The 26,250-nt window shown below is 52.5% G+C and carries 24 protein-coding genes; 4 read left to right on the top strand and 20 right to left on the bottom strand.

Annotated elements, in window-relative coordinates; genetic code table 11:
* Window positions 1-46: 46 nt before the first annotated feature.
* The 8 genes from FMM01_RS12735 to FMM01_RS12700 all read right to left on the bottom strand — a co-directional run bounded on the left by FMM01_RS12735 (window position 47) and on the right by FMM01_RS12700 (window position 6,043).
* Window positions 47-478 carry a hypothetical protein gene (locus FMM01_RS12735; RefSeq protein ID WP_146993924.1) on the bottom strand — a complete coding sequence of 144 codons (432 nt, stop codon included), beginning with the start codon at window positions 476-478 and terminating at the stop codon, window positions 47-49.
* Entirely contained in the window at window positions 465-695 is a 231-nt protein-coding gene (locus tag FMM01_RS12730) for a helix-turn-helix transcriptional regulator (RefSeq protein ID WP_063516757.1), read from the bottom strand. The genes FMM01_RS12735 and FMM01_RS12730 overlap by 14 nt, the downstream gene beginning before the upstream one ends.
* A 370-nt stretch (window positions 696-1,065) precedes the next feature.
* Window positions 1,066-2,028, bottom strand: a complete 963-nt coding sequence (locus FMM01_RS12725) for a D-2-hydroxyacid dehydrogenase (RefSeq protein ID WP_150393292.1) — start codon at window positions 2,026-2,028, stop codon at window positions 1,066-1,068.
* Window positions 2,029-2,206: 178 nt separating this feature from the next.
* Window positions 2,207-2,410, bottom strand: a complete 204-nt coding sequence (locus FMM01_RS12720) for a hypothetical protein (protein ID WP_150392770.1) — start codon at window positions 2,408-2,410, stop codon at window positions 2,207-2,209.
* 494 nt (window positions 2,411-2,904) lie between these two features.
* The gene (locus FMM01_RS12715; protein ID WP_146993922.1) at window positions 2,905-3,393 is read right to left on the bottom strand and encodes an NUDIX domain-containing protein; all 489 of its coding nucleotides are present in this window, start codon (window positions 3,391-3,393) and stop codon (window positions 2,905-2,907) included.
* A gap of 298 nt (window positions 3,394-3,691) precedes the next feature.
* Window positions 3,692-4,480, bottom strand: coding sequence for an ABC transporter permease (locus tag FMM01_RS12710; RefSeq protein ID WP_223849943.1), 789 nt, complete (start codon window positions 4,478-4,480; stop codon window positions 3,692-3,694).
* Complete coding sequence (locus FMM01_RS12705; RefSeq protein WP_150392769.1) at window positions 4,477-5,256, bottom strand: ABC transporter permease; 780 nt, start codon at window positions 5,254-5,256, stop codon at window positions 4,477-4,479. Before FMM01_RS12705 ends, FMM01_RS12710 begins: the two co-directional genes overlap by 4 nt.
* The gene (locus FMM01_RS12700; protein WP_150392768.1) at window positions 5,249-6,043 is read right to left on the bottom strand and encodes an ABC transporter ATP-binding protein; all 795 of its coding nucleotides are present in this window, start codon (window positions 6,041-6,043) and stop codon (window positions 5,249-5,251) included. Before FMM01_RS12700 ends, FMM01_RS12705 begins: the two co-directional genes overlap by 8 nt.
* A 138-nt stretch (window positions 6,044-6,181) precedes the next feature.
* Here FMM01_RS12700 and FMM01_RS12695 point away from each other — a divergent pair, with 138 nt between their 5' ends.
* Entirely contained in the window at window positions 6,182-7,141 is a 960-nt protein-coding gene (locus FMM01_RS12695) for an ArsR/SmtB family transcription factor (RefSeq protein WP_150392767.1), read from the top strand.
* A 121-nt stretch (window positions 7,142-7,262) separates the two neighbouring features.
* Complete coding sequence (locus FMM01_RS12690) at window positions 7,263-7,691, top strand: helix-turn-helix transcriptional regulator (protein WP_150392766.1); 429 nt, start codon at window positions 7,263-7,265, stop codon at window positions 7,689-7,691.
* 97 nt (window positions 7,692-7,788) lie between these two features.
* Here FMM01_RS12690 and FMM01_RS12685 read toward each other — a convergent pair whose 3' ends face one another.
* Both FMM01_RS12685 and FMM01_RS12680 read right to left on the bottom strand, forming a co-directional pair.
* The gene (locus tag FMM01_RS12685; RefSeq protein ID WP_150392765.1) at window positions 7,789-7,986 is read right to left on the bottom strand and encodes a hypothetical protein; all 198 of its coding nucleotides are present in this window, start codon (window positions 7,984-7,986) and stop codon (window positions 7,789-7,791) included.
* 79 nt (window positions 7,987-8,065) lie between these two features.
* Complete coding sequence (locus tag FMM01_RS12680; RefSeq protein WP_150392764.1) at window positions 8,066-8,686, bottom strand: helix-turn-helix domain-containing protein; 621 nt, start codon at window positions 8,684-8,686, stop codon at window positions 8,066-8,068.
* Window positions 8,687-9,160: 474 nt separating this feature from the next.
* Here FMM01_RS12680 and FMM01_RS12675 point away from each other — a divergent pair, with 474 nt between their 5' ends.
* Both FMM01_RS12675 and FMM01_RS12670 read left to right on the top strand, forming a co-directional pair.
* Complete coding sequence (locus FMM01_RS12675) at window positions 9,161-10,894, top strand: pyruvate oxidase (RefSeq protein WP_150392763.1); 1,734 nt, start codon at window positions 9,161-9,163, stop codon at window positions 10,892-10,894.
* Window positions 10,895-11,089: 195 nt separating this feature from the next.
* Window positions 11,090-11,509, top strand: a complete 420-nt coding sequence (locus FMM01_RS12670; RefSeq protein ID WP_150392762.1) for a helix-turn-helix transcriptional regulator — start codon at window positions 11,090-11,092, stop codon at window positions 11,507-11,509.
* A 70-nt stretch (window positions 11,510-11,579) separates the two neighbouring features.
* On the opposite strand, the gene FMM01_RS12665 is transcribed toward FMM01_RS12670, so the two are convergent.
* The 10 genes from FMM01_RS12665 to dnaA form a co-directional block, all read right to left on the bottom strand.
* Complete coding sequence (locus FMM01_RS12665; protein ID WP_150392761.1) at window positions 11,580-12,626, bottom strand: ammonium transporter family protein; 1,047 nt, start codon at window positions 12,624-12,626, stop codon at window positions 11,580-11,582.
* Window positions 12,627-12,638: 12 nt separating this feature from the next.
* A complete protein-coding gene (locus FMM01_RS12660) occupies window positions 12,639-13,757 on the bottom strand; it encodes an NAD(P)/FAD-dependent oxidoreductase (protein WP_150392760.1) in 1,119 nt (372 codons plus the stop codon).
* A gap of 129 nt (window positions 13,758-13,886) precedes the next feature.
* A complete protein-coding gene (locus FMM01_RS12655) occupies window positions 13,887-15,236 on the bottom strand; it encodes a PA domain-containing protein (RefSeq protein WP_150392759.1) in 1,350 nt (449 codons plus the stop codon).
* Window positions 15,237-15,306: 70 nt separating this feature from the next.
* Complete coding sequence (locus tag FMM01_RS12650; RefSeq protein ID WP_063516635.1) at window positions 15,307-16,716, bottom strand: MFS transporter; 1,410 nt, start codon at window positions 16,714-16,716, stop codon at window positions 15,307-15,309.
* 105 nt (window positions 16,717-16,821) lie between these two features.
* Complete coding sequence (gene gyrA / locus FMM01_RS12645) at window positions 16,822-19,479, bottom strand: DNA gyrase subunit A (protein ID WP_150392758.1); 2,658 nt, start codon at window positions 19,477-19,479, stop codon at window positions 16,822-16,824.
* 26 nt (window positions 19,480-19,505) lie between these two features.
* The gene (gene gyrB, locus FMM01_RS12640) at window positions 19,506-21,476 is read right to left on the bottom strand and encodes a DNA topoisomerase (ATP-hydrolyzing) subunit B (RefSeq protein ID WP_063516633.1); all 1,971 of its coding nucleotides are present in this window, start codon (window positions 21,474-21,476) and stop codon (window positions 19,506-19,508) included.
* Between the two features lie 49 nt (window positions 21,477-21,525).
* Window positions 21,526-22,674: a DNA replication/repair protein RecF gene (gene recF / locus FMM01_RS12635; protein WP_063516632.1), complete on the bottom strand. Its 1,149-nt coding sequence runs from the start codon at window positions 22,672-22,674 to the stop codon at window positions 21,526-21,528.
* The gene (locus FMM01_RS12630; protein WP_051225425.1) at window positions 22,664-22,903 is read right to left on the bottom strand and encodes an RNA-binding S4 domain-containing protein; all 240 of its coding nucleotides are present in this window, start codon (window positions 22,901-22,903) and stop codon (window positions 22,664-22,666) included. Before FMM01_RS12630 ends, recF begins: the two co-directional genes overlap by 11 nt.
* A 270-nt stretch (window positions 22,904-23,173) precedes the next feature.
* Window positions 23,174-24,313 carry a DNA polymerase III subunit beta gene (gene dnaN, locus FMM01_RS12625; protein WP_063516631.1) on the bottom strand — a complete coding sequence of 380 codons (1,140 nt, stop codon included), beginning with the start codon at window positions 24,311-24,313 and terminating at the stop codon, window positions 23,174-23,176.
* Between the two features lie 174 nt (window positions 24,314-24,487).
* Window positions 24,488-25,864 (bottom strand): chromosomal replication initiator protein DnaA, encoded by a 1,377-nt coding sequence (dnaA, locus tag FMM01_RS12620; RefSeq protein ID WP_027829256.1) that lies wholly within the window; start codon window positions 25,862-25,864, stop codon window positions 24,488-24,490.
* Window positions 25,865-26,250: the final 386 nt, after the last annotated feature.

Here is a 26,250-nt window from a genome sequence, read left to right as displayed (position 1 = left end):
TGCCCCGATTGACTGGCGGTCAACCCTGATCGGGGCGTCTATTTTCTTATAACTTGCGATTGTAGTACACCGTTGTGCCGATCCAGACGTAGAAATACAGGTTCGTCAGGGCCGTTGCGAGAGCAAAAATTGTTAAGATGACGGCCGTTCGGATAAAAATGTAGCTGATCCCGCCCAGCACGCTCACGGTAATCAGCACGCCCAGCATGATGCGCGTCGTTTGCGCGCCGCTGCGTTCGTTGATCATCCGATTGCGCTCATCCTGGGCTTCAATGGCATCCTGCTTTTTTGAATCCGGCGAAAACCCCAGCCGAATATTAACGATAGCAAAGAGCAGGCTCAGCACGATGATCACTAGCGAATTCAATGGCCGACCGTTTGGCCGAGTCCAGTCCAGAATCATCAATGTAGTCAGCAGAGTGGTCATCACAGCAAAAAAAATACCGGACCAAAATCGTTTGGGATTATAGATTTTCATTTTCTTCATCCTCCAATCGCATGTTTTCCGCCAACTGACATAGGTCCTCCACTGTGGTGTGGAAGACTTGGGCCAGCCGATAGGCGAGCATTAAAGAGGGATTGTACTTTTCTTTTTCAATTGAAATGATCGTCCGGTCCGTCACGTGGACCAGATCGGCAAGTTGTGCCTGGGTCAAGTTGTTGCGCAACCGGTATTCCTTAATGCGAGTGCGCATTTTGTCACCCTCCTTGATATGAAGCTTACTTCACCTGAAGCTGGCTTCATAATATAAGTTGCGCCAGACACTGTCAATTATTTTTTATTGTACATTGACGCAGAATATCAAGTTTTGACACTTTCCTCAGAAAAATTGCCAGATTCCTTGTCGTCAATGGTACTTAGCGATTTTCTTTACCTCTGAACATGCCATAACCTGGGTTACGTGAGAAATTTTATTTTTTTGCCAATTGGCCGACTTAAAACCCGGATAGACGTTGCCGCAACAGCGTCTATCTGGTTTTTTATCTTTTCCAAAAGGTACGTAATATCCTTACTTCGCGGCATAGACGACTATAAAGAAAAACGACCTGACGGGTGCTGGGCCACTATCCGGCAACCACATTCTGCCTGCGTCCTGCCAAAAACGCGGTGAGATTGCTGACGGTGATATCCAACAGCCGCTGCCGCGTTTCTTGCGGCGCCCACGCAATATGCGGTGTGAGGAAGCAATTCTTAGCAGCGAGCAGCGGATTGTCAGCCCGAATTGGTTCCCGGCTGACGACATCCAACCCCGCCGCACCGATTTTGCCGCGATTCAGTGCAGCGGCGACATTCGCGTCGTTAATCAGCTTGCCTCTGGCCGTATTCAATAAGATAACGCCATCCTTCATCTGCTGAATGGCCGCGGCATTGATCAGACCAATCGTTTCCGGCTTTTGCAAGACATGCAGGCTGATCACATCTGCTCGATGCAGGAGTTCGGAAAAACTGACCTGCTGAATCCAGTTCGGCAGGTGATCTTTCGGTCGATGATCATAAAAAATAACCGGCATACCAAACGCATGGGCCAGCGCTGCCACCCGCTGGGCGATATGGCCGTATCCCACCAAGCCTATCACTTTACCGCGCAGCTCAATCAGCGGTTTGGCCCAAAATGTAAAGTCCGGCCCCTGGGCCCAGCGGCCAGCATGGACCAGATCATTGTGCAGACCAACTTGGCTGGTGATTTCTAACAATAATGCAATCGTGAATTGAGCCACTGCTTCTGTTCCGTATGTGGGAATGTTAGTGACGGTGATGCCCGCCGCCTGGGCCGCCACCACGGCTACCATATCGTAGCCGGTCCCCATGATGCCGATGTATTTAAGTTGCGCTGCGTGTTGGATAACATCCGCTGATAGCGGCGTTTTGTGGGTTAAAACTACCGGTGCATCACCAATTCGCCGCAGGATTTCTGCATCATCAGTAACTGATGTCCGATCATAGCGGGTACAGTGCCCCAACTTTTTAAGCGCTGTCCAGTCCAAGTCTTGATTCAGTGCTAAGCCGTCAAGCAGCACGATTTTCACTGTCATCCCTCCGTATCCATACCGTGGATCACTAATTTTTCAATGACTTGATGCTAGCCCTAAAATGCGGGACACATCAATTTTTGTCGCCGCTGAAAACCCCGCTAATAGGCATGGTAGAAGCCTCTAGCGGGGTCTTTCAATTTCTCAAAAAGTACGTAATATCTTAGCCGAAAACCTAATTGATGCGGTTCGCTTTACCGCAAAAATGCTTTGCCCCTTGAATCCAATCAGCCTGGCTATATGGGAAAACAACCTCGCGAGTGGTGCCAACGATTTGTTCATCACTCATCGTTGTTTTCTCTGGATAACGACGCCGATAATCAGCCGCCATGATCGTCGGTGCTTCTGGATCAAACATTAAGTCCCAATCATATTCCATCAGTTTGTCCTCGTTACTATAGAGTAAATTAAACCGGCTCACGCACATATTCCAAGCAGTACTGTTAAATGCCAGGCTCAAGTCCTCTGGTAAATCAAGCGTCAGCAGATAGTTCGATGATCGTTTAATGGGCACCATCCGATAGTACCATCCGAAAAAAACTTAAATTGGTCGTAAGCCCAGAACAGTCCTTCATCCGGCCCAAAGCTGTATTTCTTTTGTTCGCGATACTTATCATAAATATATTGGTAAGGCTGTTTGAACATTTCAAAATACCGCTGTTGGAATAATGCCTTGTGGTAACGAGAATACACAATGGGTTGAGTCCGCAATTGGTGCACGACTGACGCCGTTTGAATCGTGTAAACGCGCATAGCTATCCTTCACTCCAATCTGGCGAATAGCTACAGGATACCATAGTAAATGTTGGAAAACACCAGCCGAGCGAATGGCTATGCATCATCTTACCAGACTATCCATTCAATAAAAACGTGCTAATCAATTTCTATCTCGTGGCGAAGCGGCGAACCAAACGATGCAAAATTCAGCAGTCCCTTGGGTTGCATTACTTGAGCAGCCTCCGCCAATGAATACCATGCCATTTTTGCTTGGGCCGAGACATCTAAATCACGATAATTCAAATGATCTAAATCACTGAATAGCATTTCATCAACTTGTTGTCTGAATACCATTGTTAATTGGTGATAACTGATCGCGTCGCGCGACCAAAATGATTCCAATATGCCAGCAAACTCTGGACTGATCAGTTTCACCCCCAGTTCCTCACGCATCTCGCGTGAAATAGCCTGTTCGGCCGTTTCGCTGAATTGGACAGCGCCGCCCGGGACATAAACTTCAAGGTCACCATTCCCTTGGTCCCGTTCCAACAAAATTGATTTGTCATGGATGAGTAAAAGTGCTGAACGAAAGGAAAACTGTTCTTTATTTGAGATAGAAAAACGGATATCATTTTTTTCTTGCATTTGGACACCTCCGGATGATCACTTAGGATACCACCCATAACACTGATGTTTTATGGGTTAAAGACACCATAGTATCACTGATTCGTAGCGGTTTGCTTCCCTACAAAAGTACTTTGGCATTTGAAACCAATCAACTTTTTCAAAAAGAATGCACAAGAGCCTAACCTTTATTGAAATATACCAAGAATTTGAATGCTGGAAGCTAAAAAACACGATACATTTTTCGGTGCCAGAAAAAATAAATTGCTGAGCCAATCACATCCAATTTAGAAATATGGTGATGCCTTTCTCTGCTTTGTCAAAACATCTCCAACGTCGCATGCTTGCGTGCATACCGTTCGCAAAACTGAATCGCCACCGTGGCGAGCGCAAAATACACCACGGTCAGTCCTAATTCCCATAAGACGTTGCCCAGCACACCAGTCATTTTGCCGGCAGTCACCTGACTGGCCGCTTGAATGCTGTGCGTCAGCGGCAATACCTGGCTCATACCGCGCCAGAAAAGCGGCAGTTGCGTCACTGGAAAATTAGCACCCGTGAGAATGAACAGCCCTGTCGCTACAAAGTTCAGCACAAAATGCATGCTATCTGTTACCAAGCTGAACGTCGCCAGAAACAGACCAAATGCTGTGGCACTCGCCATCCCGGCCAGAATACAGCCGATCAGCGGCACCCACGCAATTTGACTGAGATCGATATGAAAAATCCAGCCGCCGATGACGAAACCGACGAGGACCGTCACAAATTCCAGCAAAATGGGGAAGAATCCTTTCGCCAACAGAAATTGCAAGTCACTCGTGGGCGCGGTCACCACCGTCCGCAGCCGGCCTTGGGCGCGTTCGGCGTTGATCGACTGGCCCATCGTAAAAATGCAGACGTTAATACACAGCAGAAAGGCATTGCCCACCACCCAGTGGGTCAGCGACGCCGGGTTGAAACTGTAGGCGGCCAGCAGCACGTAGAAAGTCATCGAGATAATCGGGTAGCCCAGATCAAGGAGGATAAATTCCTCAGGATTGAAAATGGCGTTCAGGCTCTTGAAGTTCAACCAGGCCTGAGTCCAGAAATACCGTAGTGTCCGCATCATTCGCTCACCTCCAAGGTGGCATTCCGCCGGACCCGCAATTGAATCGCGTGCCAAAACACGACGGTCAAACCAACGTAAAGCAGAATCAGGCTGCCGTTCCAAGCTAAGACGGTGCGCAATGCGCTCCAGTCAATCGTCGGCTGCAAGGCCAGATGCAATAGCTGCGTCGACCAGGTGGGTACCAGCGCTTGACTGAGCGGCTGGGTCCAACGGGGCAGCACACTCAGCGGAAAGACAAAACCGCACAGCAGCGTGACCGGGATGTCCAAGACGTTCATGTACAACCCCGTTTTACGCGACAGCAGCATCAAATAACTGATTGGAATGGAAATCGCCACAAACCCAATGATCGTCACCAGCAAAGCACCGCCAAACACGATGGGATGGGGAATCACAAGCGTCAGCCGAAACAACAGCCCCGCCGTCAGCCAGGACACCACCAGTGTCAGACTCGCCAACAGCGTATTGCCAATCGTCTTCGCTACAATCAGCACATTGTAATTGCTGGGACTGGTAAAGAGAAACGGCAGCACCCCCATGTAGCGATCCCGGGCAATATCTCCGATGGACGAAAAGCAGATGCTGCTCCACAAGCCCATGAGGCCGGAACCGAGAATAATGTAGCTGGCCGCGTCGCTTTGCCCGGAATGGCGGAACATTTCGTAAATCAGCACCGTATTCAACATCGGGCTGGCCAGCAGCGTGAACCGAAACATCGGCCGCGCCCACGAATTTTTCATCTGGATTTTGATGGTCCCCCACAAGACGTTAAGCATGGCTGGCACTCCCTTCAATCAGCGTAATGTACGCATCCTCCAGCGACGCAATATGCGCCTTAGGGGCCATTTCCTGCCCCTGGGCAATCACGTCGGCCACCGTCCCGCTGGCCACTTTCTGCCCATGATCGATCACAATGAGATGATCGCATAACAATTCGGCTTCGTGCAGATAATGGGTCGTCAGGACGATCGTGGTGCCGTTCTTTTTCGCCTGCAAGATGATCTGGTGCAGATTTTGGACAGAAATGGCATCCAAGCCAATCGTCGGCTCGTCCATAAACAGCACTTTCGGAGTGTTGACCAGGCCGCGGGCGATTTGCAGCTTCTGAGTCATCCCCTTGGAGAAAGTCTCCACCAGATGATCGGCTTCGGCACTTAACCCGACTTGGGCCAACAGGGCATCGGCCCGTTGCGCCAGAGCAGCCGGGGGTAACTTGTAGAGACTGCCAAAGTAAATCAGATTATCCCGGGCAGAAAGGCGGCGATACAAGCCCAGCTCGCCTCCGAAAATAAAGTTAATCTGCCGGCGAATGGCCTTAAAATCCTGGGCCACGTCCAACCCGGCGACTGTCGCCCGGCCAGCGGTGGGCAGCAGTAATGTCGTTAAAGTCTTGATCGTAGTCGTTTTGCCCGCACCGTTTTGGCCCAACAAGCCGAAAATTTCGCCGGTCTGTACTTGAAAGCTCAAATCGCGCACCGCGTGTACAACGGTTGGCCGGCGGTGCCAACCATGGGGCTGCTGCCTAAAATCCCGTTGCAGATGGTCTACTGTGATCATCACCATGATCATCCCTCCAATTGTTAGTCATATATCTAACTGTTTGCGAGTAGAATTATACAGCAAACAAATCATAAAGCAAGACACTTGCCTAAATTGCTGGTATGATTCAGTTAGAAGAATGGCTAAGAAGGAGGCACTACCATGGCGGACGCGCAGTTTGTCTATTCCCATGATTTAGAATTAGCAATGCTGGCCCAGATGGCACTCAGCAGCCGATTTACTTTGCCCGCTCAGGTTGAGGCAAAAATTGCAGATATCAAGCTTACCGGTCCGACCCAAGAAATCATTGCGGCCTTGGATCAGTTTCAGCTCGTACCGCTTCTAGAAGTGATCGGTGCCGGTGATGTCGCTCACTTTCGGTTGGCAAAATTCGCCGAAACAGCGGCGAAAATGCCGCCCCATGTTTTGATCAATCTCTTTTTTGGCGGTCAGCTTGCGCGGCCGGCGAAGACCTGGCCGGTATTGGCTGAACAGCTGGCCACTCTTGGTTATGCTGTCCCTGCATTGGTGGGTCAGTATTTATTCGACCACCAGCGAGCATTATTAGCTGACTTGCAAACATTTTTGAATACCGTCGCCAGCCGTTTCACCCCTGCTGATTTCAAAGACGCTGATGCGGCTGCCGAGGAATTGCAGACGCAACTAGCACACCGCTTGCAGCAGGAGGCCCCCTTGACTCTGGCCGAAGACTTGATGGGTAAGCAGTTCCGCAACCGCGGACCGTATCAGCGCTATTTCTTCGTTCCCACATTCTGGGGCCCGACGATCCGGCTTTTCGGTCAGCAACAAACTTTGTTTATTCATGTGCCGGTCACTCAGCTGACCACCGCCCAAATCGTCGCCATGTGGAAGGCCCTGGCGGATGATACGCGATATGCGATTATTCGCTTGATGGACGCAAACGGTCCATTGCGGGCCGTGGATTTGATTGACCATATCGGCTTCTCGGCCCCCACGATTTCACATCACTTGGATATCCTGCGCCACGCTGGCCTGATTCACATCGAACCGGTGGGCCGGGCAAAGTATTACTCGCTGAACCGCAATCGGTTCCGGCAATTGGAACTCGTTTTACAACGATTGAGTGAATCTAAACAGTAAGTGTTTTATTTCCCGGGAAATCTTTGCTGAGTCCAGCGCAATTGGCCGCAATTGCGGCGGACTGGCTAGGTTATTGCGCAAATAGGCTTGATAATAGAGGCAAAGAAGGGAGATGGCTGCCATGTCATTGGGTGAAGCCATTGTCGCTTATCGGCAGGATCATCATTTAACACAAGAAGATTTAGCCAGCCAGCTATTCGTCACCCGCCAAGCGGTTTCAGCCTGGGAACAGGGAAAAACCTGGCCAGATCCAGAGATATTGGCCAAACTGAACACACTCATGGCCTCTGATTTTGTTAAGCCGGCACCGCCAGAAGCGGATGCACCGCCCAGCGATGCGGTGACCATTCTGTTGATTGTGGTCGCCATCTTGGTGCCCGTCATCGGCCTGGTTGGTCCGCTGGTGGTGCTGTTTAACTGCCGTTTTCCGCGCTGGAGTAAAATCACGGCCGGGGTGGTTATCGGTATTGAGGTCTTGATCTTGGTTGTGATGATTCTTATCGTGTTGTTGAGTGCTTTCACTGTCACTTCGACGCACACGACTAGCTGATTTGTTTTGAAACCGAAAGACCGGATGTGCCGCATTTAGAAAAATGCCAATGGCCTGCTGTGCGTTTTGTTGCACAGCGGACCATTGGCAATGTCAGTCACTTTTTATTCCGTTGATGGCGTACATAAAACAAATGTCCAATCACAATAAACACCAGATAATAGATGCCATCGTAGCCAATGGACAGGTGAAAAATCAAACCGATGGCGATGACAATAATGACGTAGGCCGTATATCTGAGAACAACACTGACATAAGGGTGTGCACCCGAAAATTTGACCATCCATTGTTTCATTGTAGCCAGCACCTCACTTTCACTAGGATTGATGGTCGAGAGAAGCTTGGGTCATTATCGATTGGTCCAGCCATCTGGCTTATTTTATATTTCTAGCGAGCGCTGCTTTGGACAGAGCCTCCACCTTGTCAGGATCCATGCTTTCTACCGTTTTGGGTTTAATAATTAGTCGGCGTCTTGTTAAGTCCGTCAGCGTGGGATGATGAATTTTTTCGTTGTTTTTCGTGGTGACTGAGATTATTCCAGTCGTGGCACCTGTTTTGTCCTTCTCGAGTACGACTCTTTTAATGTCGACTGCATACACATAATATCTGCTTATGGGAACTGTCTCAGCTTCTTCGCGGGCCTGTTCTCGTTGTGCAATAACAAAAGTAATACCACTGACCACAACCAGAACCGTTAACACGGCAATAACCAGTATCTTTGCTTGCCGTGTCAGCCACAACACTTTTTCTCTCTTCCTGTTCATCTGCAACACCTTTTGGCGATCCAAATTCAGGGTTTTCCGGTTAACCAGCCGATCGATTGATACGCCATAAAGCTCGCTTAGAAGAACGAGATTTTCAAAATCCGGATAACCCCGGCCATTTTCCCACTTGGAAACGGTCTGCCGAGTTAAATTCAACTGCTCCGCAACAAATCGCTGTGAGTAGCCCTTGGCCAGTCGGATCTTCTTTAGTGTTATACCAAATTCGATCATCTCGCTGCCCCCCTTCTCCGCCTTCCTTTCGTGTTAAATTTAGCATTGCGAAAGGAACCATATAAGGAACGCTCTGTTTCCCGGGGGACACGGCGCGTTGCCCTTTGAATTACGCAGAATTAATTTCAATTCCCACACACAGATAATAGCACGAATCTTATAAAAAATAGCGTTTTCAGCACCGGACCAAAAGCTGCTCAGTACCCTCAGCGTACCGGCGACAAGGCCCTACGTATCAGGTAACATAAACCAGTCCTGAATTCACACAAATTCTCCGTTTCGGTATAGTTGAGTCGCCCATTCTTGTACTAAAGGCAGCAATAGTTCACAAAATTGATTTGGGTTGCTCGACCAGTGTTTGGTTATTTTAAGTTTCCCAGTCCAATAATAATTTGACACACTTCCAGAAAGAACTACCATTGACGTGGTTGACGATTCAATTGTCAGCAATGTTTCACAAAGGAGTTGGGAGCAATGGCTACAAAAGCAGCAGAACAATTGGTTAATGTGTTAATTGATTGGGGCGTGAAACACGTTTATGGCTTGCCAGGAGATTCCATTGACACCACGATCGCGGCATTGCGCGAGCAAAAGGACAAAATCAAGTTTATTCAGATCCGCCACGAAGAAGTGGGCGCGCTGGCCGCGGCTGCGGAGGCCAAGCTGACTGGTAAACTGGGGGTTTGTCTGTCAATTGGCGGGCCGGGGGCCATTCACATGCTGAACGGTCTCTACGACGCCAAGATGGATCACGTACCGGTACTGGCTTTGCTGGGGCAGGTCACGACCGAGACGCTGAACGAAGGATACTTCCAAGAAGTCAACACGCCGAAACTCTTTGATGATGTAGCGGTCTTTAACAAAGCCATTGAATCTCCAGGTACTTTGGGAGAACTGGTCGATCAGGCTATTCGCACAGCCTACGAACGCAAAGGCGTCGCGGTATTGACGATTCCCGACGATTTGCCGGATGAAAAGATCAAGTCTGATTACCACTCCGTTGCCGATACATTCCAACTCAATCCGCCAGCGGTGGCTGAAGATCAATTGAAGCAGGCGGCTGCTCTGATCCAGCAGGCCGAGAAGCCGATTGCTCTGGTGGGTCTGGGCGCCAAAAACGCCGGGACACCTGTCCGGACTTTCTTGGAGAAAAACCATATTCCTTTCATTGCGACAATGCCGGCGAAAGGGATCATTGGCGATGACCATCCGAATTACTTAGGCAACGTGGGCAAACTCGGGACGAAACCCGCCTACGAAGCCATGCATAGTGCAGATCTGCTGCTGATGCTGGGGACCAATTATCCCTATAAACCGTATCTGCCGGAACCGGGTCAGGCCAAATGTATTCAAGTTGATTTGAACCCCGAAATTCTGGGCAAGCGGTACCCAGTTGATGTCGCTATGGAAGCCGATGTGGGTCAGGTCATCACCGCGCTCAATCAGCAAAGTCCGCTGCGCACCGACGATCGCTTCCTGAAGGCCTGTCAAAAGAGCATGACCAACTGGAACAATTGGATGGCCGGCAAACGGCAATTAGATCAATCACCGATCGCTCCCGAAGCCATGACGGCAGCGATTGATGAGACTGCGCCGGATAATTTGATTTATTCCATTGATGTCGGCACCTCAACGTCGTGGGGCGCCCGCTTCCTGCACGTTAAGCCCACTCAGAAATACGTGATCTCAGCTTGGCTGGGTACTATGGGCTGCGGCCTGCCGGGTGCTATCGCCGGGGCGATTGCGTATCCTGACCGGCGCACCCTGACGCTGAGCGGTGACGGGGCCTTTGCCATGGTCATGCAGGACTTTGTGACGGCCGTGAAGTACAAGCTGCCGATTATCTGTGTGGTGGTCAACAACCAGAAACTGGCCTTTATCGAATACGAACAGCAATCAGCTGGTCAGTTAAACTACGAAATCAACTTGGCGGATATTGATTTTGCCAAGTTCGCTGAGGCGTGCGGCGGGGTCGGCTTAACCGCCAAGACCAACGCCGAATTTAAGGACGACTTGAAGAAAGCCTACGCCACTACCGATCGGCCAACTTTGATCAATGCTTATGTGCAAGATGATGCACCGCTGCCTGGCAAGATCGTCACCGATGAGGCCAAGGGCTACATGAAATACGGTACGGAGTTCTTGGAGAACTACTGGAAGATTCCGGAATTACCGCCGTTGAAGGATATTATGCGGCAGTTCTTCTAATTAACCAGCGTAATTAAATACCCGTTCGAGTCAGCTTCTGCAGCTGATTCGGCGGGTATTTTTGGCCTGCCATTCTTTTATTTCCCGGGAAATCATTGTCTGTGTCCGCGCAAATCCAGGCAATTGCGAGCGGTTCGCTCGTGTTTCACGCAATTAGGCTGGATAATAGGGGGCAAAGAAAGGCAGGTGTGGATCATGTCCCTTGGACAAGCTATTATCGCTTATCGCCAAAAACACCATCTAACCCAAGCTGACTTAGCCGGTCAATTATTCGTGACCCGCCAGGCCGTTTCTACTTGGGAAACTAACAAAGCATGGCCGGATACCGAGATTTTAACTCAGTTGAATACTTTGATGGCCACTGACTTTGTCAAACCATCACCGCCGGAAACACCCGCTGCACCGAGTGATGCAGTAACCGTACTCTTGCTTGTAATTGCTATCATAGTGCCCATTTTCGGCTTAATTGGACCGCTGGTTATTCTGTTTAACCGCCGCTTTCCTCATTGGAGCAAAACTGCCGCTGGCGTGGTTATTGCGGTGGAAGTCCTGGCTATTGTTGCCTTCTGGTTATTTGCCGATGCAATCACTGTTTCCAAGCATATCATTGGCTGATTTGGTTCCTATATCAGAATAGCCGCTGAGACGATTGTAATTGCTCATCTCAACGGCTATTTAGCATGCTTTACATGACTTTTCGACTCACTTGCAGCGCCAGCCAGCTGCCCACCGCCGTGATGGCAAACACATTGACCAGGGCACCCAGTTCCACCAGAGCAAAGACTCCTTGCCCCCGCCAGATAATCAAGCCCAAAGCGCCAATCATCCCGCCGCCACCGTTCATCACAAACGAATCCACGGGATCTTCAGCCAGCTTGGTCCGCCAGCCGGTGAGCCATCGGTTCAAGAGAAAGCCCGCCGCCAGGGTGATCAAAAACATCACCGCCGGCGGCACATAGCCGATGCCTGCCGTACTGGTCACGAGCCCCAGCACGATGGCATCCAGTGTTTGGCCGACATGCAGCCCGTGCCAGGCCAGGGCGGCACCGGCAATACTGCCCAACACCGCCAAGCAAGTACCCAAGACAATGGATCCGTACAGCGCTGTCTGTCCGCCGGCCGGGGCGAGGTTGAAACCGAACCAGCCCAGCAGGATCAAAAAGGTACAGATCGTGGGTACTGCCAAGCCGCGTTCTGCTCGTAAGCCATTGACGCGACCGGTCAAGCGGGGCGCCATAATCAGGCTGGTCACGCCGGCAGTCAAGTGCACGACTAAGCCCCCGGAAAAATCCAGTGCGCCCTGAGCGGCCCACCAGCCATGGCCGTTCCACAGCAGATAGGCCACTGGACAATAAACCAGCAGCGTCCAGAGGGGAATAAACAACAGCAGCCCGCGACAGCGCACCCGGTCCGTCAGCGTGCCGCAAAACATCACCACCGCGTATAAATAGAATTCCATCTGCACACCAGCATTCAGCAGCATCCCGGAATGCTGGCCGGCCTGCCTGGCCAGCGCCAGCCACCAGGCCAGTACGCGGTCCGGGCCTAAATAGATCAGCGGATAAGCAATCATCAGCCACGTCGCCACCGCCGCTGCTAAAGCTGTCATTTGCACCCGCAGCGTGTGCGGCGCCCGCTCTTGGGTCATGCTCTGACTATAAAGCAGCGGCACACTGGCGATCATTGGAATCATTACCGCAAAGCACAGCAGTTGCAGAAAGGTATTCGCCATTTCTGCACCGCCCTAGCAAACGCAATCGACGGCGCAATCTGCCAAATCAGTCAAATACATATGATTGGCTTGGTACACCGCCAGCGCCTTCGCATTCGGCGTAATGCCCTCCCGCTGGGCGATCTCCGCCGCGACAACCGCGAAGCGCTGGCGATACTTGTAGATATAGCACAAAATCACGCCCTCATGGGTCACTTCCGGTCCGACCATAAAGAGATTCGGGGTCACTGTGGATTCGTCGAGCCGATTCAATTCGGCCCGATCGCCCCGGTGAGCAAACAGATCTGTTTGCAGCGGCGCATCCACACTGGCGAAGCCGGTCGCCAGAATCGGTACTTGGCGGGTATGCACTGCTTGACCATCTTCGAGATGGACCGTATAGGGGCTCTGAGCCGTTTGGGTAATGGCGGTGACCCGTTGGCCCCGCCACAGCGAAACAGCCTCCTGAATGGCCGTATAGCGCTGATACGTGTAGGGTGACAGGCCAATGCTCGGATCGGGCACCACACTGTCGATGGCCGCCACATCAGTGATCAGCACACTGCGCTGATCCAGCGCCGCCAACTTGATCGCCGCATCAAACCCGGATTCACCGCCGCCGATGATCACCACCGGATCTTCCTGCCGGGTGAAGGGCCGGTAACTGGCGATCTGCGCGTAATGCCGGCCCAGTTCGGCCCCGCGAATGCCGCGGATCGCAGGGAAAGAAAAATCGCCCACCTCACTGATGACGTATTTAGCCCGCATTTCACCCCGATTCGTTTCTAAGCGAAATGCATCACCGAATCGTTGAATCTTCGTCACAGTGGTGTGCGTCAGTACTGGCAGCGCGTAGGCCGCGGCACATTCCTCCAAATAGCGGGCGTACTGCCGGCCGCTGGGATGCTCTGTATGCAAGCCGTAAGTCGGTGAACTATTCGGCGTGATCGCATTCAAATCCGGAAAGCCAAAACCGTTGGTCGTAAACGATGGCGAAATAAAGCGAATCTCCGGATGCCACTGGCGAAAACTGTGGCCAATTTCTCCTTGATCGATTACCTGGACATCGCTGACACCCAATTCCTGCAGCGCAATCGCCGTCCCTAAGCCAGCTGGACCGGCGCCGATGACAATCACTCGATGGTCGTGCATATACTCCGCCTCCTACAAAAATATCCCAATTTCGCAACGAGACACCATTGTAGACGCGGTTTTCAATCCATGCGTGCACACGTACCCATATGCGCATATGTCACTGCATAGCCTCTCTAGGTATACGCGTTACAGCTGACGATCGCCCTCCCGAAGGATTTGAAAGATCAGGTTCGTCTGTTCATACATCCGGTTGATATTAGGCGCCGTTTTGACCGACGGCTGCTGGCATAGGGCTAAGGGCATGGCAATGAACGAAATGGTTGGCCATCCAGCTTGAAACAAAGGCTGCCCTTCGCCAAAATATGATGTTTGCCGCGGCTTAAGAACGAAATAGCGCCCCGCCGGTTTAACCGTCGTCAAACAGCGGCCCACCAGTTCTCTATTTGCTTTATCTGACGTATAAATAAACATTGGGTCATCCGCACTTTTTAATCTGACTGCATTATTTTTATAATCATCGGTGTACTCTGCACCACCAAGGTGTTCAACAGTCAAGCCAAGCACTTTTCTCGCTGAGACATGATGACTGGCTTCATATTTTTCAAAATCTTGCAATAATCTGGAAGTGGCCTGTCTCCCTGAAATTCCGCTTTGGGGGATTTGAAAATGACCGCTGGTAAATCCAAATACCAGTGTGTTGGTAAATTTCAATTGATCATCTTTGATCGCCTTTAAAATAGCCAATAGGGCCACTGAACCATTTTCTTCCAGTTCATTAGGACCGTCGGTATGGGTATTGATAAAGAGTTCCTGATCAGCACGTTGGCCGGGGACAATTACCGCAAATGATTCTGTCGGCACGTTGGCTTGATAACTGCCAGTAATCGTTAAACGAACAGGTACTGCTTGGTCGTTCATCGCTTTCAAAACGGACGCCTGATGGTCATGGACCCAAATCGCCGGAATGCCGAGATAATCGTTTGTAAAGGGCAAGATCTCGTCCTGACCAAGTCCTTCACTGATTTTATGCCACAGCAGGATAACTGCCACTGCACCGCTGTCTTTGGCCGCTTTGATTTTATCCACCGCCAACGTTGCGGCAACGAGGGGATGCCGCATGCTGAACGCTAGCCGGGCATTGTCTGGGTATTGCGCAATCTTGTGCATCAAAAGAAAAGTCGGCAGAGAAAAATTAGTCACTTTAATGACAGCGATTTTCCCCTTCATTTTCGAATCTTTTTTTGAATGGTAGAAGCGCAGTTTTCCGACAACACCATTTTGGCTAGTGATGCCAGAATACGGTACTGGCCCAAGATCTGGGATTGGCGCCCCGGTCACATCATTTTGAAGATGCCGCGTGGCCTGCACACAACGATTTATAGTAAACGGAAACCGCACTATCTGAAAACCAAGGCTCGTAATTTGATCCTTTATGTATTGAATGAACTGATTATGCTTATCCGTCGCCGTTAACCGCGGCCCAACTTCTTTTAAAGCTTCTTGCCACTTCGTCATGCTGTTAATATCAAGCGTCATTATCTATCACCTATTTTCCAAATTTAAACAACTTTATCCAACAACGAGGACATTCACGGCCGCCTATACATCACTGAGTGGGCGTGGTCGTATGGATCAGTTTCACGAAGAGCAGGAAGTTAATGATGCCCAACACCGTCAGCAAAGCAAACGCCCCGCGACTGCCTAAGGCTGCGTTTTGTCCGTGGGTCAACTGCGGTCGGTTCACCGACGACATCATCATCGCCAGCACTGTGGTCCCAATTGCGCCGAAGACTTGCTGGCCGGTGTTGTACAGCGCATTGGCATCGTTGCGCAGCGGCTTGGCAATTTTCTTCAAGCCATAAGCCACACTGTTGCCAAACGCCATGGAGCGGCCAATGGCGAAAATCAGATACAGCCAGGTCACCGCGGCCACGCTCAAACTGGTGCCCCACAGGGCAAAGCCGGCCAGCGCCACCGTGAACAGCGCATCGCCTAAATACAGCGGCAGCTTACCGCCGAAGCGGTCCAGCATCCAGCCGTATACCGGCTGGCCAAAGCCGTTGAACAGACTCCCCGGCAGCAGAATCAGTCCGCCAACGAACGCGGATGCACCGTCGACTTCCTGGACATAATTCGGCAGCAGAAAATTGATACCAACGTTGGCGAACTGCAAGAAGATATAGGGCAGAAAGCTGAACAGAAAGGCCTTATCCCGGAAAACCGCCAAGGAAAAGAGAATTCGGTGACTGCGCTTGGAAAACCAGCCAAAAGCGCCTAACGCCACTGCCGTCACCAGCAAATAGATCAAAAACTGCCGCCAGCCGCCGGCCTCGCCCAGGGCGTTCAAGCCCACGATCAGGCTGACCAGCGCCACTCCGAGCAAAGCAAACCGAGTCCAGTCAAACGTAAAATGCCGAGTCGGACTGTACTGTTCGATTACCCGGACGCCGATCACCAGCAAAATCAGGGTGATCGGCAGGGTCAGCCAGAAAATCATCCGCCAGCTGGCAAAGGCCGCCACCGCTCCACCAAAGGTTGGACCCAGCGCTGGAGCGACTAAGATGATCATGTTGGCCATGCCCATATAAGTACCCAGATGCTGCAACGGAACGACATCCAGAATGATATTCACCATCAACGGGGTACTTAGACCCACACAGCCGGCTTGGATCAGCCGGCCGACCAGCAAGACCCAATAGGTCGTCGCCGTGGCACAGAGCAGATCACCCACGATAAACAGCATTGCCGCCCAAATAAACAGTACCCGGTTGGTGAAGCGCCGCTTCAAATAGGCTGACGCCAGCATGACCAGCGCTGCTGTCAGCAGATACCCGGCGGTCACCCACTGAATCGTAGTCAGTGAGACATGGAATTCTCGCATCAGAGTGGGGAAAGTCACGTTCATCGACGTTTCGATCAATACCCCGATGAACGACAACAGGGCCACGACGACGATCACCACCATTGTCCGCCGCGTCATGTGCTTCTTTCTCGTATTCCCTGCTGCCTCTGCCATTATGCTATCCGCTCCTTTTTGTTTACCTTACACCGGCGAGCGTTTTCAAGTCTAACGACAAACAAAAAGCGCATCCTCAATGTGAGGATACGCTGCTATGTTCAATTACTCATCAGAATCGGAATCGTGATTATCGTCGGCCGGATGGTCAGCCTGATCCTGATCCTCCGTCGCCCGATTCAACAACTCATCCAGCGCCTGGGATTGGCCTGAGGACAAGTTGCCGCCGCTGGTTTCCGCGGTGCTTGGCGTCGTTTCATCGCCGGCCTCGCCAGTCGGGGCTGCCGGTCCCTGACCGTTATCGTCCGGACCAGCAGCATCGCCGCCGTCTTCCTCCGGGGCCACTTTCGCCAAACTGGATACACTGGCATCCTCGTCCAACCGGATCAGCCGTACACCCATGGCGGACCGGCCGGTCTGGGAGACATCGGTGGTCTTGAAGCGGATCAGCACGCCGGTATTGGTGATCAGCAGCATGTCTTCGCTGCCGTCCACCACGGTGAGCGCCGCCAGCGGACCGTTCTTCTTGGTCACGTTCACGGTCTTGATCCCTTTACCGCCGCGGCCCTTGATCGGATACTCGCTGGTCGCAGTCCGTTTGCCGTAGCCATTTTCTGAAATCACCAGCACTTCACAGTCCGGCTTCAAGATGTCGGAACCGATCACGTAGTCATCCGGGCGCAACCGGACACCGCGCACGCCGCTGGCCGCTCGGCCCATGTCCCGAACGGTTGTCTCGTTGAAGGAGACGGAGTAGCCGGTATGAGTCCCGATGATGATGTTCTGATGCCCATCCGTCAGCAGGACGTTGCTCAGCTCATCACCGTCCCGCAGGTTAATGGCCTTCAAGCCATTGCTGCGGATGTTGGCAAACTCGCGGACGCTGGTACGCTTGACCGTCCCGTCCCGAGTGATGAAGAAGAGATAGTGTTCAGCTGGATCATCAACGGCCACATTGATCACGGTTTGGATCTGCTCGCCGGAATCGATCCCCAGCAGGTTGATGATCGGAATACCCTTGGCTGTCCGGCTGTATTCCGGAATCTCGTAGCCCTTGGCCCGATAGACCTTGCCCTGATTGGTGAAGAAAAGCAGGACATCATGAGTCGAGGACGAAATGAGGTGTTCGATGAAGTCATCATCGTGCACGCCCATGCCTTGGATACCGCGGCCGCCGCGGTTTTGGACCTTGAATTCGGCCGCCGGCAGCCGTTTGATGTAGCCGTTGTGGGTGAGTGTCAAGACAACGTCTTCTTGTTCGATGAGGTCTTCATCTTCGATACTCAGCACTTCGCCGACCAGTAATTCCGTCCGGCGTTTGTCGCCATATTTCTTTTGGATATCCAAGAGTTCTTGGTAAATGATCTCGTGGATTCGTTCCGGCTTGGCGAGGATATCCTTGTAATCGGCAATTGCAGCTTGCAAGTCGTTGAACTCGCTGTCGATCTTATCCCGTTCCAGACCGGTCAGGCGGACCATCCGCATGTCCAGAATCGCCTGGGCCTGCTTGTCGTCCAAATCAAACTGGTCGATCAATTGCGCCTTAGCCACGTCGCCGTTGGGCGCGCTGCGCAGCAGCGAGACAATGGCGTCCACGTGATCCAGCGCCGTCCGCAAGCCGTCCAGAATATGGGCCCGGGCTTCGGCTTTGCGCAGGTCGAACTTGGTCCGGCGAGTGATGACGGATTCCTGGTGCTTCAGGTAGTACACTAGGATCTGCTTCAGCGTCAGGACCCGCGGCGCGCCGTCCACGATAGCAACCATGTTGAAGGAGAAGTTCGTCTGCAACGGGGTCAGCTTATACAAATTGTTCAGCACGACCGTCGCCGAGGTATCCCGGCGAATGTCGATGGTGATCCGCATGCCCTCCCGATCAGACTCGTCTTGCAGGGTGGTGATCCCGTCGATCCGGTGATCCCGGGCCAATTCCGCGATCCGTTCCACCAGCTTGGCCTTGTTGACCATGTAGGGGATTTCGTGAACAATGATCCGTTCCTTACCGCTCTTCTCCGTTTGCACTTCGACCTTGGCCCGCAAAATGATATTCCCGCGGCCGGTCTCATACGCCCGGCGAATGCCGGATTTGCCCATCACCACGCCGCCAGTCGGGAAGTCCGGCCCTGGCAAGGCCTCCATCAAGTCCGCCGTGGTCGCGTCCGGATTGCGCATCAGAATGTGCAGGGCCGAAATGACTTCGCTCAAATTGTGAGGCGGGATATTCGTCGTCATCCCAACGGCGATCCCGGTCGCCCCATTGATCAGCAGATTGGGGATCCGGGAGGGTAAAACAACCGGTTCCCGTTCCGTACCATCGTAGTTATCTTGGAAGTCGATGGTGTCCTTGTTGATATCCCGCAGCATTTCTGTGGCAATCTTGCTCATCCGGGCTTCGGTGTACCGCATCGCGGCGGCTCCGTCGCCATCGACGGAGCCGAAGTTCCCGTGACCATCAACTAGGGGATAGCGGTAACTGAAATCTTGGGCCATGCGCACCATGGACTCGTAAATCGCGGAGTCGCCGTGGGGATGAAATTTCCCCATGACGTCCCCGACGATCCGGGCCGATTTCTTATATGGCTTGTCCGGGGTCACGCCCAATTCGTTCATCCCATAAAGAATCCGCCGGTGGACCGGTTTCAGGCCGTCCCGGACATCCGGCAGCGCCCGCGCAACGATGACACTCATCGCATAGTCCAGGAAGGACTTGCGCATGGTCTCCGGCAGGTTGACCGTATGAATTCGCCGGTCTTGTGCATTATCCATGAATTTAGCTGTCTCCCTTCATTCCGTTACATATCAATGTCGGCGTATGTGGCGTTCTTTTCAATGAACTCCCGCCGCGGCTCAACTTTGTCCCCCATGAGCATGTCAAAGACGGCATCAGCCTCGATGGCATCGGCCACGTTGACCCGCTCCAAGCGCCGGTTCTCCGGGTTCATGGTCGTATCCCACAACTGCGAGGCGTCCATTTCCCCTAACCCTTTGTACCGCTGAATGACCGGTTTGGGACTGGGCTGCAGCGTCTGCATCACGTCTTGCAGCTCTTCGTCAGAATCGACGTACTTGACGAACTTGCCTTGGCGCACTTGGTACAGAGGCGGTTCGGCGATGTAGATGTAACCGGCATCGACTAACGGCCGCATGTAGCGGAAGAACAGCGTCAGCAGCAGTGCTCGAATATGAGCGCCATCGACATCGGCATCGGTCATGATGATCACTTTGTGGTAGCGGGCTTTAGCAATATCAAAGTCGCCGCCAAAACCGGTCCCCATCGCTGTGAACAGCGAGCGGATTTCATCATTGGCCAGAATCCGATCCATACTGGCTTTCTCCACGTTCAAAATCTTGCCCCGAATCGGCAAAATAGCTTGGGTCAAGCGCGACCGGCCGGACTTGGCCGAACCGCCGGCAGAATCCCCCTCGACGATGAAGAGTTCAGAGATCTCCGGATCCTTGCTGGTGTTATCCGCCAGCTTGCCGGGAAGATTGCTGATCTCCAGACCGGACTTCTTCCGGGTCATTTCCCGGGCGCGTTTGGCCGCCACCCGGGCCTTGGACGCGACCATGCCTTTATCGACAATAGCCCGCGCTTCGTTGGGGTTCTCCATCAAGAACTTGGTGAACATCTCGGAGAACGTCCGATCAGTCACCGTCCGGGCGTCAGAGTTGCCCAGCTTGGTCTTGGTCTGCCCTTCGAATTGGGGATCCGGGTGCTTAATGGACACAACCGCCGTCAAGCCTTCTCGGACATCGTCCCCGGAAAGCTTTTCGTCCGGGTCCTTAATAATATTCTGCTTGTGGGCGTAATCATTGATCACCCGGGTCAAGGCTGCCTTGAAGCCGGCCTCATGGGTCCCGCCTTCATAAGTATGGATGTTATTGGCGAAGGTCATCAGGATGGAATGGTAGCCGGAAATGTACTGCAGGGCCACTTCCACCGTGATGCCGTTTTGTTTGCCTTCCACGTAGATCGGTTCTTCAAACAGCACATCTTTGCCGTGGTCCAAATACTCGACGTAGCTCTTGATCCCGCCTTCGTAGTGGAAGACCAGCTTCTCATGGGTCTCCTGGCGCTTATCAGTGAAGGTCAGCTTCAAGCCTTTATTTAAGAAAGCCAGTTCGCGAATCCGCGTCGTCAGGATCTTATCGTCAAAAGTCGTAGTCTCGGTGAAAATTTCTGGATCCGGGACGAAGTGGACAATAGTGCCATGTTCATGTTCCGCCGCGGTGCCAATGACTTTCATCGGCGTGTGGACCTTGCCCCGCTGGAAGTCCATGTAATACTTTTTGCCTTCCCGGGCAACAGTAACATCCAGCGTCGTGGACAAGGCGTTGACGACGGAGGCGCCGACCCCGTGCAGGCCGCCGGATACCTTGTAACCGCCGCCGCCGAATTTACCGCCAGCGTGAAGGATCGAAAAGACGGTCTCCAGTGCTGGCTTGCCCGTCTTCTTCTGGATGTCCACCGGGATCCCCCGGCCGTCATCTTGGACCGTCACTGAGCCGTCAGCCTCCACAGTCACTTCGATCTTCGTCGCGAACCCGGCCAAGGCCTCATCGATGCCGTTATCGATAATTTCCCATACCAAATGGTGCAAGCCTTGGCTGCTGGTCGCGCCAATATACATCCCAGGCCGCTTACGCACAGCCTCCAGGCCTTCCAGCACTTGAATTTGACTGGCGTCATAACTCTTCGCCAGTTCTTCCATGTGCTCTTCGTGGGCCTCTTCTTTCGGGGTTAAATGATCTTCGTCTGCCATTAACTATAAGCCTCCTGCTTCAGAGAACGGCGCACCATGCGGGCGCAATTCATTGCTGATCTGCACCGGGCACTTGGCCCGGCTTGGTTACCGTCAACATCCCATCATCAATCGTCATGATTCGCGGATCATGGACAATATCCTGGGCCACCCCGCTCAGGTCGGTGGTGGTTAAAAAAGTTTGGACCTTGCTTTGGAACGTCGCCAGCAAGTGCGTCTGGCGGACCGTATCCAATTCGGACAGCACATCATCCAGGAGCAGGATCGGGTATTCCCCGGTCTGCTCTTTCATCAATTCGATTTCAGCTAATTTCACACTCAATGCCGCCGTCCGTTGCTGGCCCTGGGACCCAAACGCTGACACATCCTTGCCGTTGGTAATGAACGTGACATCATCCCGGTGCGGCCCGGCCAAGGTGACCGATTGATCGATCTCCCGCGGCCGCAATTTCTGATAAAGCGCTAAGAGTGCCTGATACAATTCCTGGACCGTTTTGGCCTGACTCAGCTCATTGGGCAGGACGTAATGAAACGCCAGCTCCTCCTTGCCCTGGGTGATTTCCTGATGCAAGTGGTTGGCGAACACGACCATTCGGCCGAGCAATTCCTGACGGGTATGGATGATTTCAGCACCAAAGCCGGCCAGCTGATCGGATAGCACATCCAGATACACCAGGTCCTTGGCATCGCGGTAGTGCAGTTGCCGCAAATACTTGTTGCGCTGGCGCAGAATTGCCCGATATTGGGTCAGGTTATAGAGATATTTCGGACTCATCTGGCCGAATTCCATATCCACAAACCGCCGCCGGGTGCTGGGTGCCCCCTTGACTAAGTCCAAGTCTTCCGGAGCGAACAGGACAACGTTAAGCTGGCCCAAATAGCTGGATAGCCGGGATTGCTCCAGATGATTCACGGTCGCCTTCTTGCCCTTTTTAGTCAAGGTCAGCGTGAGCGGCACAGTCCCGGTAGTTTTCACCACCCGGCCGGTCACCTGGGCACTGTCCGCCCCCCACTGGATCAGTTCATGATCGTTGTGCGTCCGGTGGCTGCGGGCCAAGGCCAGCACGTAGATGGCCTCCAGCAGATTGGTTTTGCCCTGGGCATTTTTTCCCAGCAAGATATTCAAACCGGGAGAAAATTGGACTTGCAGGGCCGCGTAATTGCGAAAGTGGGTGAGCGTCAGCTGATCAAGATACATGGGGGGCCGCCGCGACAGTGACCGTCCCGACTGCTGGTACGATGACCTGCGTCCCGGGGTACACCTTGCGGCCCCGCCGGTCTTCCTGGGCGCCGTCAATCACCACCGGATGCTCGCGCAAAAACCACTTTGCCTGCCCGCCGGTGCTGATGGCCCCGACTTCTTTAAGCAATTGCCCAACAGTAATAAATTCTTCGCTGGCTGCCAGCGTGACGACTTGATTGACCAACGACCGCCACCTCACTTTCTAACCGATATTCCTGAGAAAAGTTTACATTACTATTATACGTTTTTTAGGCAAGGAAAACAATTGAATTCGCTGTTTACGGGTAATTTCCGGCGTCTTTTTGCTTAATAGTGTGCCTTGTCAAAAATGAGTAAAATCGCTCAGAACGAAAATCTGGGCGAAATACACGGGGTCCCACCGATTTTCTCCGATCAGTGGACAAAAAAATCCCCACCAGGAAAACCTGATGGGGAAGGATTGGTCAAGGACCGATCAGAAGGTCCGAATCGGCGTGATCAGCTGAATGAATTGGCTGGTATCTTCTGTGGGCTGGATCGTAAAGGGCCGCAGCGCGGATGTAAAGTCCATGGTGACGTCGCTTTGGCCGACAACCCGCAAGGCATCTTTCATATAGTCCGGGTTGAACGAAATATCCAGGGTGTCGCCCGTCAAGGCCTTGAACGCGATCTCTTCCTGAACCGTGCCGACGTCTGGCGATGTGCTGGACAGTACCGCTGTGTTCTTCTCCGGCGTCAAAACTAAGCGGACGACATTGTTCCTGCTCTCGTGGGATAACAGGGAAGCCCGCTCAATAGCGGCTTGGAAGGAAGCAGCGGCCACAGTCATCGCCGTGGTGTGCTCAGTGGGCAGCAGCCGCTGGGTATCCGGATAGTTGCCCTCCAGCAAGCGGGAGTAAAAGGCGGTGTTGCCTAAGAGGAAGAGGACTTGGTTTTCAGCGATGCGGACATCAATGGTGTCCACGCTGTCCGGAATCGTCCGGGCTAGTTCCACTAGGCTGCGGCCAGGAACATTGATGTCGTAATCGGCATCGCCGGCGCCTTCGAGGCGGACAATCCGCTGGGCTAACCGGTGGGTATCAGTAGCCACGGCGAGCATCGCGCCATCATGGATCACGATGTGCACCCCCGTAAGAATGGGCCGGCTGTCTTGGGTCGATACGGCGATAACGGTTTGCCCGATTACTTCGCGCAGCACATCAGCCGGTAATTGCAACGCATGATCATCCGCAATTTCCGGCAGCAGCGGATATTCATCGCTGTTGGACCCATTGATCGTAAATTCTGATTGGCCTGACGTGATCACTGCTTGGAGCGTGTCGGTAACGGCAATCGTCATGTCTTTTTCCGGCAGCCGCTTGACGATTTCCGTAAAGAACCGGGACGGCAGGACGATACTCCCTGGTTCAGCGACCTGGAGATCCGCAGCATCATTGCTCACGGGGATACTGGCCTCAATGGAAATATCCGCATCGCTGCCGGTGAATGTCAGCTTTTCCTGATCTAGAGTGAGCTTCAACCCAGTTAAGATCGGAATGGTCGTTTTAGTGGCAATGGCCCGTGAAACATCGTTGAGAGTCTTGATAAAAACATCACGATTAATTGTGAACTTCATCACGTCTACATCCTTCCTTTTTTCCTGCGCCAGCGGCGCTGCCCTTTATTATTATAAAAGATTTTATAGTAATAGTAATAGGGCCTGTGTATTCGGGGGATAACTATCCGCAGCCGTAGCCTAGCAACGCTTTAGCCTGTGGACAACCGGTGGATAACTTTTTGGAAAAGTCGCTTAGTTATCCCCATCCTGTTCCCGGATCATACTCTTCAATTCGTTGAGACTGTCCCGCAGAGCCGGGTCATCTTTTAATTCGCCGGCGATTTTATCGTAGCCGTGGATCACCGTCGTATGGTCCCGACCGCCAAATTCCTGACCGATTTTCGGCAGAGAATTATCCGTCAGTTCCCGAGCCAGGTACATGGCGATCTGCCGGGGATTGACGATCGCCTTGACCCGTTTTTTCCCTTGCAGTTCCTGGACAGTCACGTGATAGTAGCGGGCGACGATCCGCTGGATCCGACTAATGGGAATTTCTTCAGTGGCCGTGGCCTTTAAGCCCTTCAAGGCGTCGGCCGCCAAGCTGGTGGTGACCGGCGTCTTCTTCATCTGGGCAAAGGCTTGTACCCGGACCAGCGCACCTTCCAGTTCGCGGACGTTGGAATCGATCTGCGCTGCGATGTAGCCCAGTGTATCATCGGGGATATCCAACTGTTCGGCGTTGGCTTTGTTGCGCAGGATCGCCGTTCGCGTTTCCAGATCTGGCGGGGTAATGTCCACGGACAGGCCCCATTTGAAGCGGGATACCAGTCGTTCTTGCAGCTTCGGAATATCGTTGGGGAGGCGGTCGCTCGTCAGCACGATCTGCTTATGGTTATTGTACAGTTCGTTGAAAGTATGGAAGAACTCCTCCTGGGCCCCTTCTTTTTCCGCAAAGAATTGAATATCGTCCACCATGAGCAGGTCACAGGTCCGGTACTCCAAACGGAATTGCTCCATCCGGTGGGTCTGGATCGAGGTGATGTAGTCATTGACGAACGCCTCGCTGGTCACGTACTTCACCTTGGCGTGGGGATCGTTCTTTAATAGTTGGTGCCCGATCGCCTGCATCAGGTGGGTCTTGCCTAATCCGACGCCGCCGTAGAGGAAAAGCGGATTATAGGTTTGGCCCGGCTGTTCTGACACGACCAGCGCGGCTGCGTGGGCCATCTGATTGCCGGTGCCGATGACGAAGGTATCGAACGTATACTTATCATTCAGATGCGTTTCCCGCAGATAGTCGGGATTCTTCTCGTCCTTCTCCACCTCTTCAGTTTCCTCAGGACTGCCGAATTGCGCAGTTTCCGGATTATCGTCGGAGGATTGGGCCACTTGAATGATCGGCGTGAGTTCTTTCTGCGTATATTGATAAACCAGCTCGACGACCGGGACCATTAATTGCCGTTCCCAGTAATCCTTATGCAGCTGCGTGGGGACACTAATAATAAGTTGATTATTGCGGATCGCCACGGGCTTGGCAGTGGCGATCCAAGCCTTGTAGCTGAAATTAGAAAATTTTTCCTGAAAGTTCTGATCGATGTATTGCCAAAGATCGGCCAAATTATCGGCCATAGCGCCGCCCCCCTGAACCGTATTTCTTAAATGGGTCACGCTGAACATTTTAGCATTGCGGCCGAAAGTTTTCCACAGGGGGATAATTATTTCCCAAAGAACCGCACAGGGGTGTATAAACAGTTATCCACAGGCCGGGGAAACAAGGGAAAACCAGACCGCTGAATAAAGTTGTCCACAGACTGGAAGAGTTAAGAAAGCTTATCTAGAAACGGACTGGCGAGTTATACACAGATGGTTATCCAACCTTGTGGACAACTTTTAGACACGCTGTGGATTGTCATTTTTTGGTGGGTAACCGGGGGATAACTCGCGGGAATGGAAAATCACTTTTCCAGAGGTTATCCACAGGCTGTACTACAACAGTTTGCTTAGTTTCCTGAAAA

Source organism: Schleiferilactobacillus harbinensis (genome assembly GCF_008694105.1).
GTDB classification, from domain to species: domain Bacteria; phylum Bacillota; class Bacilli; order Lactobacillales; family Lactobacillaceae; genus Schleiferilactobacillus; species Schleiferilactobacillus harbinensis.
Note: the sequence above shows the minus strand (reverse complement) of the source record. Positions and strands in the feature narration are given on the sequence as shown.

Coding starts and splice junctions, on each gene's coding strand:
- FMM01_RS12695 (WP_150392767.1), top strand. CDS start 6,182: ATGGCGGACGCGCAGTTTGTCTATTCCCATGATTTAGAATTAGCAATG.
- gyrA (WP_150392758.1), bottom strand. CDS start 19,479: ATGGATAATGCACAAGACCGGCGAATTCATACGGTCAACCTGCCGGAG.
- FMM01_RS12735 (WP_146993924.1), bottom strand. CDS start 478: ATGAAAATCTATAATCCCAAACGATTTTGGTCCGGTATTTTTTTTGCT.
- FMM01_RS12710 (WP_223849943.1), bottom strand. CDS start 4,480: ATGATGCGGACACTACGGTATTTCTGGACTCAGGCCTGGTTGAACTTC.
- FMM01_RS12700 (WP_150392768.1), bottom strand. CDS start 6,043: ATGGTGATGATCACAGTAGACCATCTGCAACGGGATTTTAGGCAGCAG.
- FMM01_RS12680 (WP_150392764.1), bottom strand. CDS start 8,686: ATGATCGAATTTGGTATAACACTAAAGAAGATCCGACTGGCCAAGGGC.
- FMM01_RS12685 (WP_150392765.1), bottom strand. CDS start 7,986: ATGAAACAATGGATGGTCAAATTTTCGGGTGCACACCCTTATGTCAGT.
- dnaN (WP_063516631.1), bottom strand. CDS start 24,313: ATGAAGTTCACAATTAATCGTGATGTTTTTATCAAGACTCTCAACGAT.
- recF (WP_063516632.1), bottom strand. CDS start 22,674: ATGTATCTTGATCAGCTGACGCTCACCCACTTTCGCAATTACGCGGCC.
- FMM01_RS12690 (WP_150392766.1), top strand. CDS start 7,263: ATGTCATTGGGTGAAGCCATTGTCGCTTATCGGCAGGATCATCATTTA.
- FMM01_RS12675 (WP_150392763.1), top strand. CDS start 9,161: ATGGCTACAAAAGCAGCAGAACAATTGGTTAATGTGTTAATTGATTGG.
- FMM01_RS12665 (WP_150392761.1), bottom strand. CDS start 12,626: ATGGCGAATACCTTTCTGCAACTGCTGTGCTTTGCGGTAATGATTCCA.
- FMM01_RS12730 (WP_063516757.1), bottom strand. CDS start 695: ATGCGCACTCGCATTAAGGAATACCGGTTGCGCAACAACTTGACCCAG.
- FMM01_RS12720 (WP_150392770.1), bottom strand. CDS start 2,410: ATGGAATATGATTGGGACTTAATGTTTGATCCAGAAGCACCGACGATC.
- FMM01_RS12705 (WP_150392769.1), bottom strand. CDS start 5,256: ATGCTTAACGTCTTGTGGGGGACCATCAAAATCCAGATGAAAAATTCG.
- FMM01_RS12715 (WP_146993922.1), bottom strand. CDS start 3,393: ATGCAAGAAAAAAATGATATCCGTTTTTCTATCTCAAATAAAGAACAG.
- FMM01_RS12655 (WP_150392759.1), bottom strand. CDS start 15,236: ATGACGCTTGATATTAACAGCATGACGAAGTGGCAAGAAGCTTTAAAA.
- gyrB (WP_063516633.1), bottom strand. CDS start 21,476: ATGGCAGACGAAGATCATTTAACCCCGAAAGAAGAGGCCCACGAAGAG.
- dnaA (WP_027829256.1), bottom strand. CDS start 25,864: ATGGCCGATAATTTGGCCGATCTTTGGCAATACATCGATCAGAACTTT.
- FMM01_RS12670 (WP_150392762.1), top strand. CDS start 11,090: ATGTCCCTTGGACAAGCTATTATCGCTTATCGCCAAAAACACCATCTA.
- FMM01_RS12660 (WP_150392760.1), bottom strand. CDS start 13,757: ATGCACGACCATCGAGTGATTGTCATCGGCGCCGGTCCAGCTGGCTTA.
- FMM01_RS12650 (WP_063516635.1), bottom strand. CDS start 16,716: ATGGCAGAGGCAGCAGGGAATACGAGAAAGAAGCACATGACGCGGCGG.